This is a genomic window from Bacillus sp. 7705b (assembly GCF_002289525.1).
Classification (GTDB): Bacteria; Bacillota; Bacilli; order Bacillales; family Bacillaceae; genus Bacillus; species Bacillus halotolerans.
Map to the genome: position 1 here is coordinate 54525 of NZ_NSDH01000051.1, position 7915 is coordinate 62439.

At 42.9% G+C, this 7915-nt stretch carries 8 protein-coding genes; 6 read left to right on the forward strand and 2 right to left on the reverse strand.

The window, feature by feature from the left end; genetic code table 11:
- Positions 1–5: 5 nt before the first annotated feature.
- The 4 genes from pdhA (at position 6) to lpdA (ending at position 4962) form a co-directional block, all read left to right on the forward strand.
- The gene (gene pdhA / locus CJU60_RS19700; RefSeq protein ID WP_024121261.1) at positions 6–1121 is read left to right on the forward strand and encodes a pyruvate dehydrogenase (acetyl-transferring) E1 component subunit alpha; all 1116 of its coding nucleotides are present in this window, start codon (positions 6–8) and stop codon (positions 1119–1121) included.
- A 3-nt stretch (positions 1122–1124) separates the two neighbouring features.
- Complete coding sequence (pdhB, locus tag CJU60_RS19705) at positions 1125–2102, forward strand: pyruvate dehydrogenase complex E1 component subunit beta (protein WP_014113660.1); 978 nt, start codon at positions 1125–1127, stop codon at positions 2100–2102.
- Positions 2103–2216: 114 nt separating this feature from the next.
- Positions 2217–3545: a pyruvate dehydrogenase complex dihydrolipoyllysine-residue acetyltransferase gene (pdhC, locus tag CJU60_RS19710; RefSeq protein WP_024121262.1), complete on the forward strand. Its 1329-nt coding sequence runs from the start codon at positions 2217–2219 to the stop codon at positions 3543–3545.
- Positions 3546–3549: 4 nt separating this feature from the next.
- Positions 3550–4962, forward strand: a complete 1413-nt coding sequence (gene lpdA / locus CJU60_RS19715; RefSeq protein ID WP_095714720.1) for a dihydrolipoyl dehydrogenase — start codon at positions 3550–3552, stop codon at positions 4960–4962.
- 45 nt (positions 4963–5007) lie between these two features.
- Here lpdA and slp read toward each other — a convergent pair whose 3' ends face one another.
- Positions 5008–5382, reverse strand: coding sequence for a peptidoglycan-associated lipoprotein Slp (slp, locus tag CJU60_RS19720; protein WP_024121264.1), 375 nt, complete (start codon positions 5380–5382; stop codon positions 5008–5010).
- 431 nt (positions 5383–5813) lie between these two features.
- On the opposite strand from slp, the gene CJU60_RS19725 reads away from it, so the two are divergent.
- On the forward strand, positions 5814–5933 hold the full coding sequence (locus CJU60_RS19725; RefSeq protein ID WP_010334106.1) for a GapA-binding peptide SR1P: 120 nt from the start codon (positions 5814–5816) through the stop codon (positions 5931–5933).
- A gap of 36 nt (positions 5934–5969) precedes the next feature.
- On the opposite strand, the gene speA is transcribed toward CJU60_RS19725, so the two are convergent.
- A complete protein-coding gene (gene speA, locus CJU60_RS19730) occupies positions 5970–7442 on the reverse strand; it encodes an arginine decarboxylase (protein WP_095714721.1) in 1473 nt (490 codons plus the stop codon).
- Positions 7443–7627: 185 nt separating this feature from the next.
- Between speA and CJU60_RS19735 the strand changes: the two genes are divergently transcribed.
- Entirely contained in the window at positions 7628–7894 is a 267-nt protein-coding gene (locus tag CJU60_RS19735) for a UPF0223 family protein (protein WP_024121266.1), read from the forward strand.
- The last annotated feature ends 21 nt before the right edge of the window (positions 7895–7915 follow it).

Genomic DNA, 7915 nt, shown 5'->3' on the forward strand with positions numbered 1-7915 from the left:
TTAGTATGGCTGCAAAAACGAAAAAAGTAATCGTTGATAGTAAGAAGCAATTTGATGCCATTAAAAAGCAGTTCGAAACGTTCCAAATTTTAAATGAAAAGGGAGAAGTCGTGAATGAAGCGGCGATGCCTGATTTAACTGATGATCAATTGAAAGAGCTTATGCGCCGCATGGTATTTACGCGTGTGCTTGATCAGCGCTCTATCTCATTAAACCGTCAAGGACGTCTCGGATTCTACGCTCCTACTGCGGGCCAAGAAGCTTCTCAGATTGCTACACATTTCGCGCTTGAAAAAGAAGACTTCGTTCTTCCGGGATACCGTGATGTGCCTCAGTTAATCTGGCACGGCCTTCCATTATATCAAGCGTTCCTGTTCTCTCGCGGACATTTCCGGGGTAACCAAATGCCTGATGATGTAAATGCCCTTTCTCCACAAATCATTATCGGTGCTCAATACATTCAAACGGCCGGTGTTGCGCTAGGTCTTAAAAAACGCGGTAAGAAAGCTGTCGCAATCACTTACACTGGTGACGGCGGAGCTTCACAAGGGGACTTCTACGAAGGAATTAACTTTGCCGGCGCTTATAAAGCACCTGCGATCTTCGTTGTACAAAACAACCGTTACGCGATTTCAACTCCAGTTGAAAAACAATCTGCAGCAGGCACAATTGCACAAAAAGCAGTAGCTGCCGGTATTGTGGGTGTACAAGTAGACGGAATGGATCCGCTTGCTGTATACGCTGCAACTGCTGAAGCACGCGAACGCGCGATTAACGGCGAAGGCCCGACACTGATTGAAACACTGACATTCCGTTATGGCCCGCACACAATGGCTGGTGACGATCCGACTAAATATCGCACAAAAGAAATCGAAAACGAGTGGGAGCAAAAAGATCCGCTTGTACGCTTCCGTGCGTTCCTTGAAAACAAAGGCCTATGGTCTGAAGAAGAAGAAACAAAAGTAATTGAGGATGCAAAAGAAGAAATTAAGCAGGCGATCAAAAAAGCGGATGCTGAGCCTAAGCAAAAAGTAACTGATTTAATGAAAATCATGTTCGAAAAAATGCCTCATAACCTTGAGGAGCAATTTGAAATTTATACACAGAAGGAGTCGAAGTAAGCCATGGCGCAAATGACAATGATTCAAGCAATCACGGATGCGTTACGCACAGAACTGAAAAATGACGAAAATGTCTTAGTTTTCGGAGAAGACGTTGGTGTTAACGGCGGCGTATTCCGTGCGACAGAAGGATTGCAAAAAGAATTCGGTGAAGACCGTGTGTTTGACACGCCACTTGCTGAATCTGGTATCGGCGGTCTTGCCCTTGGTTTAGGCTTAAACGGCTTCCGTCCGGTAATGGAAATCCAATTCTTTGGATTTGTTTACGAAGTAATGGATTCAGTTTCTGGCCAAATGGCTCGTATGCGTTACCGTTCTGGCGGACGCTGGACTTCACCTGTAACCATTCGTTCTCCGTTCGGCGGCGGTGTTCATACTCCTGAGCTTCACGCTGACAGCTTAGAAGGTCTTGTTGCACAACAGCCTGGTATCAAAGTTGTTATTCCATCAACTCCTTACGATGCCAAAGGACTTTTGATTTCTGCGATCAGAGACAACGATCCTGTTGTTTTCTTAGAGCACATGAAGCTTTACCGTTCTTTCCGTCAGGAAGTTCCTGAAGAAGAATACACAATTGAGCTTGGCAAAGCTGACGTAAAACGTGAAGGTACTGACCTTTCAATCATCACTTACGGCGCAATGGTTCATGAATCATTAAAAGCTGCCGAGGAGCTTGAAAAAGACGGCATTTCTGCTGAAGTTGTCGACCTTCGCACTGTAAGCCCGCTTGACATTGATACAATCATCGCATCTGTAGAAAAAACAGGACGCGCGATTGTTGTTCAAGAGGCACAAAAACAAGCCGGTATTGCTGCAAACGTAGTAGCAGAAATTAATGACCGTGCGATCTTGAGCTTGGAAGCACCTGTACTTCGCGTGGCTGCGCCTGATACAGTATTTCCTTTCTCTCAAGCGGAGAGCGTATGGCTTCCAAACCATAAAGATGTTCTTGAAACAGCAAGAAAAGTACTTGAATTTTAATCAAACTGCATAATCGAGAGGGAAGATGAACGTTTTCCCTCTATTATATATCTGTTTTCAATGCTTACGTTGTAAACTTTAAAATTGCTTAATCAAACTAGGAGGTCGAGAACTGTGGCATTTGAATTTAAACTTCCAGATATCGGGGAAGGTATCCACGAAGGCGAAATCGTAAAATGGTTTGTCAAGCCTAACGATGAGGTTGACGAAGATGATGTACTGGCGGAAGTCCAAAATGATAAAGCAGTAGTAGAAATTCCTTCACCTGTTAAAGGAAAAGTATTAGAATTAAAAGTTGAAGAGGGAACGGTTGCAACTGTTGGACAAACGATCATTACGTTTGATGCACCTGGTTACGAAGACCTTCAATTTAAAGGCAGCGATGAGTCTGGCGACGCAAAAACTGAAGCACAAGTTCAGTCTACTGGTGAAGCTGGACAAGATGTTGCGAAAGAAGAGCGTGCTGAAGAGCCTGCTAAAGAAACTGGTGCAGGACAGCAGGATCAAGCTGAAGTTGACCCGAACAAACGCGTGATCGCTATGCCTTCTGTACGTAAATACGCTCGTGAAAAAGGCGTAGATATCCGTAAAGTAACAGGTTCAGGCAACAACGGACGTGTTGTGAAAGAAGATATCGACAGCTTTGTAAACGGAGGAGCGCAAGAAGCTGCGCCGCAAGAAACTGCTGCACCTCAAGAAACAGCTGCTAAACCGGCTGCTGCACCGGCTCCAGAGGGTGAATTCCCAGAAACTCGCGAAAAAATGAGTGGTATCCGTAAAGCAATTGCAAAAGCGATGGTTAACTCTAAACACACTGCTCCTCACGTAACACTAATGGACGAAGTGGACGTAACAAACCTTGTTGCACATCGTAAACAGTTCAAACAGGTTGCTGCTGATCAAGGCATCAAGCTGACATACTTGCCTTACGTTGTAAAAGCTCTTACATCTGCACTGAAAAAATTCCCTGTTTTAAACACGTCAATTGACGATAAAACAGATGAAGTAATCCAAAAACATTATTTCAACATCGGTATCGCTGCTGACACTGAAAAAGGCTTGCTTGTGCCGGTTGTAAAAAATGCAGATCGTAAAGCGATCTTTGAAATTTCTGATGAGATCAACAGCCTTGCAACAAAAGCTCGTGAAGGCAAGCTTGCTCCGGCTGAAATGAAAGGCGCATCTTGCACAATTACAAACATCGGTTCAGCCGGCGGACAATGGTTCACTCCGGTTATCAACCATCCAGAAGTTGCGATTCTTGGTATCGGACGCATTGCAGAAAAAGCGATTGTTCGTGATGGCGAAATCGTAGCAGCTCCAGTCTTAGCTCTTTCTCTCAGCTTCGACCACCGTATGATCGACGGAGCGACTGCGCAAAATGCACTAAATCACATCAAGCGTTTACTGAACGATCCACAATTAATTTTAATGGAGGCGTAATGTTATGGTAGTAGGAGATTTCCCTATTGAAACAGATACTCTTGTAATTGGTGCGGGACCTGGCGGCTATGTAGCTGCCATCCGCGCTGCACAGCTTGGACAAAAAGTAACAGTCGTTGAAAAAGCAACTCTTGGAGGCGTTTGTCTGAACGTTGGATGTATCCCTTCAAAAGCGCTGATCAATGCTGGCCACCGTTATGAGAATGCTAAGCATTCTGATGACATGGGAATCAATGCTGAGAACGTAACAGTTGATTTCACAAAAGTTCAAGAGTGGAAAACTTCTGTTGTTAACAAGCTTACTGGCGGTGTAGCAGGTCTTCTTAAAGGCAACAAAGTAGATGTAGTAAAAGGCGAAGCTTACTTTGTAGACAGCAATTCAGTTCGTGTAATGGATGAGAATTCTGCTCAAACATACACGTTCAAAAACGCAATCATTGCGACTGGTTCTCGTCCTATCGAATTGCCAAACTTCAAATATACTGAGCGTGTCCTAAATTCAACAGGTGCTTTGGCTCTTAAAGAAATTCCTAAAAAGCTTGTTGTTATCGGCGGCGGATACATCGGAACTGAGCTTGGAACTGCGTATGCAAACTTCGGAACTGAGCTTGTTATTCTTGAAGGCGGAGATGAAATTCTTCCAGGCTTCGAAAAACAAATGAGTTCCCTTGTAACTCGCAGACTGAAGAAAAAAGGCAACGTTGAAATCCATACAAACGCGATGGCTAAAGGCGTTGAAGAAAAAGCTGACGGCGTAACAGTCACTTTCGAAGTAAAAGGTGAAGAAAAAACTGTTGATGCTGATTACGTACTGATTACTGTCGGACGCCGTCCAAATACTGATGAGCTTGGTCTTGAGCAAGTCGGTATTGAAATGACTGACCGCGGTGTTATCAAAACTGACAAACAGTGCCGCACGAACGTACCTAACATCTATGCAATCGGTGATATCATTGAAGGACCGCCGCTTGCTCACAAAGCATCTTACGAAGGTAAGATTGCTGCAGAAGCGATCGCTGGAGAGCCTGCAGAAATCGATTACCTTGGTATTCCTGCGGTTGTCTTCTCTGAGCCTGAGCTTGCATCAGTCGGTTACACTGAAGCACAAGCGAAAGAAGAAGGCCTTGACATTGTTGCTGCTAAATTCCCATTTGCAGCAAACGGCCGCGCGCTTTCTCTTAACGAAACTGACGGCTTCATGAAGCTGATCACTCGTAAAGAGGATGGCCTTGTAATCGGTGCGCAAATTGCCGGCGCAAGCGCTTCTGACATGATTTCTGAATTAAGTTTAGCTATCGAAGGCGGCATGACTGCTGAAGATATTGCTATGACAATTCATGCACATCCAACATTGGGTGAAATCACAATGGAAGCTGCTGAAGTGGCAATCGGAAGCCCGATTCACATCGTAAAATAATAGAGATGACATAAAAAACAGCCCCGTAAGCGGGGGCTGTTTTATTTATTTAGACAGTACATGCTGTAATGGTTTAATGATGTCTTCTTTCTTTTTCACACATCCCTCTATTTTCACAACGACATGCCGCTGATCAACTACCATGAGAGTGGGGACGGTTTCGATTTCATCTTCCCAGCCTTTTCTGTTATCGTATACCTTCATTTTATCTATTTGATCAGGATAATCCTTTTCTAAATCTAGCAGAGCATCATAATATGACGCCTCTTGATCAATTTGATTTTCATCAGAAAAAAATAGGATTTGAGTATGATGAATGCTGTCAATTCGGCTTTTTTTTATTGGATTGATTGTGGAAAGGGTGCAGCCCGATAAAGCAAATACTATCATCAGTATGGGAAATACCGCGCGATATCGCATCTATCTTCTCCTCTGTATAAACCATAGTAAACTAGTTTTAGTTTATCACGAGTAACCGCGTCATCTGCTTCTTGTTACCTAATTGTTATATAATTGAAACCGTTTTTAAAGAGAGATAACATCTCTTTAAACCGAATACTCTGAACGCACACATTATTCATCGCGAATCATTTGCAATTTCGTTACACTATTCAAAAAAAGTTCGCGAAAACATGAAATCACAATGTCTTTTCAGCATAAGTATCGAATGAAAGCGTTTGTTAAGAAGATGATAATTCATGGAACCGAAAAGAAAAAACATGTTACATTAAAAGTTTTTGAAATAAATGTGTTATACAGTTTATTGTTGACATTTTAAATGTGACATATTAATATAATACCAACAAAAGAAATTAAGCGTTTTCAAAATTAAAAGAAATGGGGAATGAGAGATGGGTACGATTGTTTGCCAAGATTGTAACGAAGCCATTCATTACTTCGAGGATGAGAAGGTTACAACGTTATACGGAACATGCTGCGGACAATGTCAGTGTCCTCTTGATGAAGAGTAAGAAAAAGCATGCGGCTTAGCCGCATGCTTTTTGTATTTATTGAATAGCTTTTTGCTCTTTTATGACTCGAATCATGCTCAAAGTAGAATCCTCCGGTCCTTGAACTGGAAGTCCGGCATCAATGTTTTTGAAGATGTAGCTGATGTTTTCTTTTGTAATAATCTCGCCGGGGATAAAGATAGGAATTCCAGGAGGATACACCATCACAAATTCAGCGATAATCCGTCCTGCTGCTTCTTTTAATGGAACAATTTCTGTATTTGCATAGAATGCGTCACGCGGCGTCATCGCCAGTAACGGGATTTCTGGAAGCAGTACCTTTGTCTGTTTATGCGTAACATCATTTGCTGACATTTGACGCGCTATCTCTTTTAAAGCTTCCACAAGGCGATTTGCATCGTTCTGGCTGTCACCAGGTGTGAAGATACACAAAATGTTATACAGATCTGAAAGCTCTACTTCAATATTAAAGGATTCACGCAGCCACTTCTCGACATCATGTCCTGTGAGCCCCAGGTTTTTAACTGAAATAATTAATTTTGTCGGGTCATAATTGTAAGCCGCTTTAGAACCGATAATTTCAGAACCGACACAGTAAATGCCGTCAATTTGGTTCAGACGTTCTCTCGTCTGATTAGCAAGCTTCAACGTTTCTTCAGCAAGCTGATAGCCCTCTGTCGCAAGCCGTTTTCTGGCGACGTCCAAAGAGGCTAGAAGCAAATAAGAAGTAGACGTGGTTGTCAGCATGCTGAGTATCGATTGCACTCTGTCTTTAGAAACAAGGCCTTCTCTCATGTTTAGAATAGAGCTCTGTGTCAGTGATCCGCCTAGTTTATGCACACTTGTCGCAGCCATGTCTGCACCTGCCTGCATCGCTGAAAGCGGAAATTGGTCGTGAAAATGAATATGAACGCCGTGTGCTTCATCGACTAGAACCGGCACATCAAAGGAATGGGCTAGTTCTACGATGCTTTTTAAATCAGCAGCTACTCCGAAATATGTCGGGTTGATCACAAGAAGCCCTTTGGCATCAGGATGTTCATTCAGCGCCCGTTTAGCGGATTCAAGTGTAATGCCGTGAGAGATGCCTAGTTCATTGTCAATTTCAGGATGAATAAAGATTGGGACGGCTCCGGAAAATACAATAGCTGACATAATGGATTTGTGCACATTTCTTGGAATGATGATTTTATCTCCAGGTCCGCAGACAGCCATCACCATTGTCATGATTGCGCCGCTTGTTCCCTGAACAGAAAAAAAGGTGTGGTCCGCGCCGAAAGCTTCGGCAGCCAAATCCTGCGCTTCTTTAATAATGCCTTTAGGCGCATGCAGGTCATCTAATGGTTCAATATTAATCAAATCTATACTTAACGCGTTTTCACCGATAAATTGTCTGAACTCTGGATCCATTCCTGCCCCTTTTTTATGGCCGGGAATGTGGAATTGAACAGGCTGTCTGCTTGCGTGCTTTTTCAGGCCTGTGTATAAGGGTGTTTCATGTTGCGACAATTGTTTTCCCACCTTTGTAGTAATACCTATGCATATTAGTGTGTATTAAAATCAGTTTCTCAACCGTTTTTTAGACGTAAAACAAATGAATTATATTATGAACTTGAAAGAATGTAAAGAACAATTTATGATCAAATGAAGATGCTTTTTGTAAAAGGAAAGCGAATCTATAAGGAGTGAAGAAAATGGAATACCAATATCCGATGAATGAAGATTGGACAACCGAAGAAGCAGTGGATGTGATTGCATTTTTCCAGCAGGTTGAGCTGGCTTATGAAAAGGGAGCCGACCGTGAAGAGCTGCTTAAGACGTATCGGCGATTCAAAGAAATTGTGCCGGGAAAAGCAGAAGAAAAAAAGCTGTGCGGCGAGTTTGAGGAACAAAGTACATACTCTCCTTATCGTACGGTCAAGCAGGCGAAGGAATCTGACCAGGCAAAGATTAAGATGTAAAAGGAAAAGAGCCGGATGAAA

Coding starts and splice junctions, on each gene's coding strand:
- CJU60_RS19725 (WP_010334106.1), top strand. CDS start 5,814: ATGGGTACGATTGTTTGCCAAGATTGTAACGAAGCCATTCATTACTTC.
- pdhB (WP_014113660.1), top strand. CDS start 1,125: ATGGCGCAAATGACAATGATTCAAGCAATCACGGATGCGTTACGCACA.
- lpdA (WP_095714720.1), top strand. CDS start 3,550: ATGGTAGTAGGAGATTTCCCTATTGAAACAGATACTCTTGTAATTGGT.
- CJU60_RS19735 (WP_024121266.1), top strand. CDS start 7,628: ATGGAATACCAATATCCGATGAATGAAGATTGGACAACCGAAGAAGCA.
- pdhA (WP_024121261.1), top strand. CDS start 6: ATGGCTGCAAAAACGAAAAAAGTAATCGTTGATAGTAAGAAGCAATTT.
- slp (WP_024121264.1), bottom strand. CDS start 5,382: ATGCGATATCGCGCGGTATTTCCCATACTGATGATAGTATTTGCTTTA.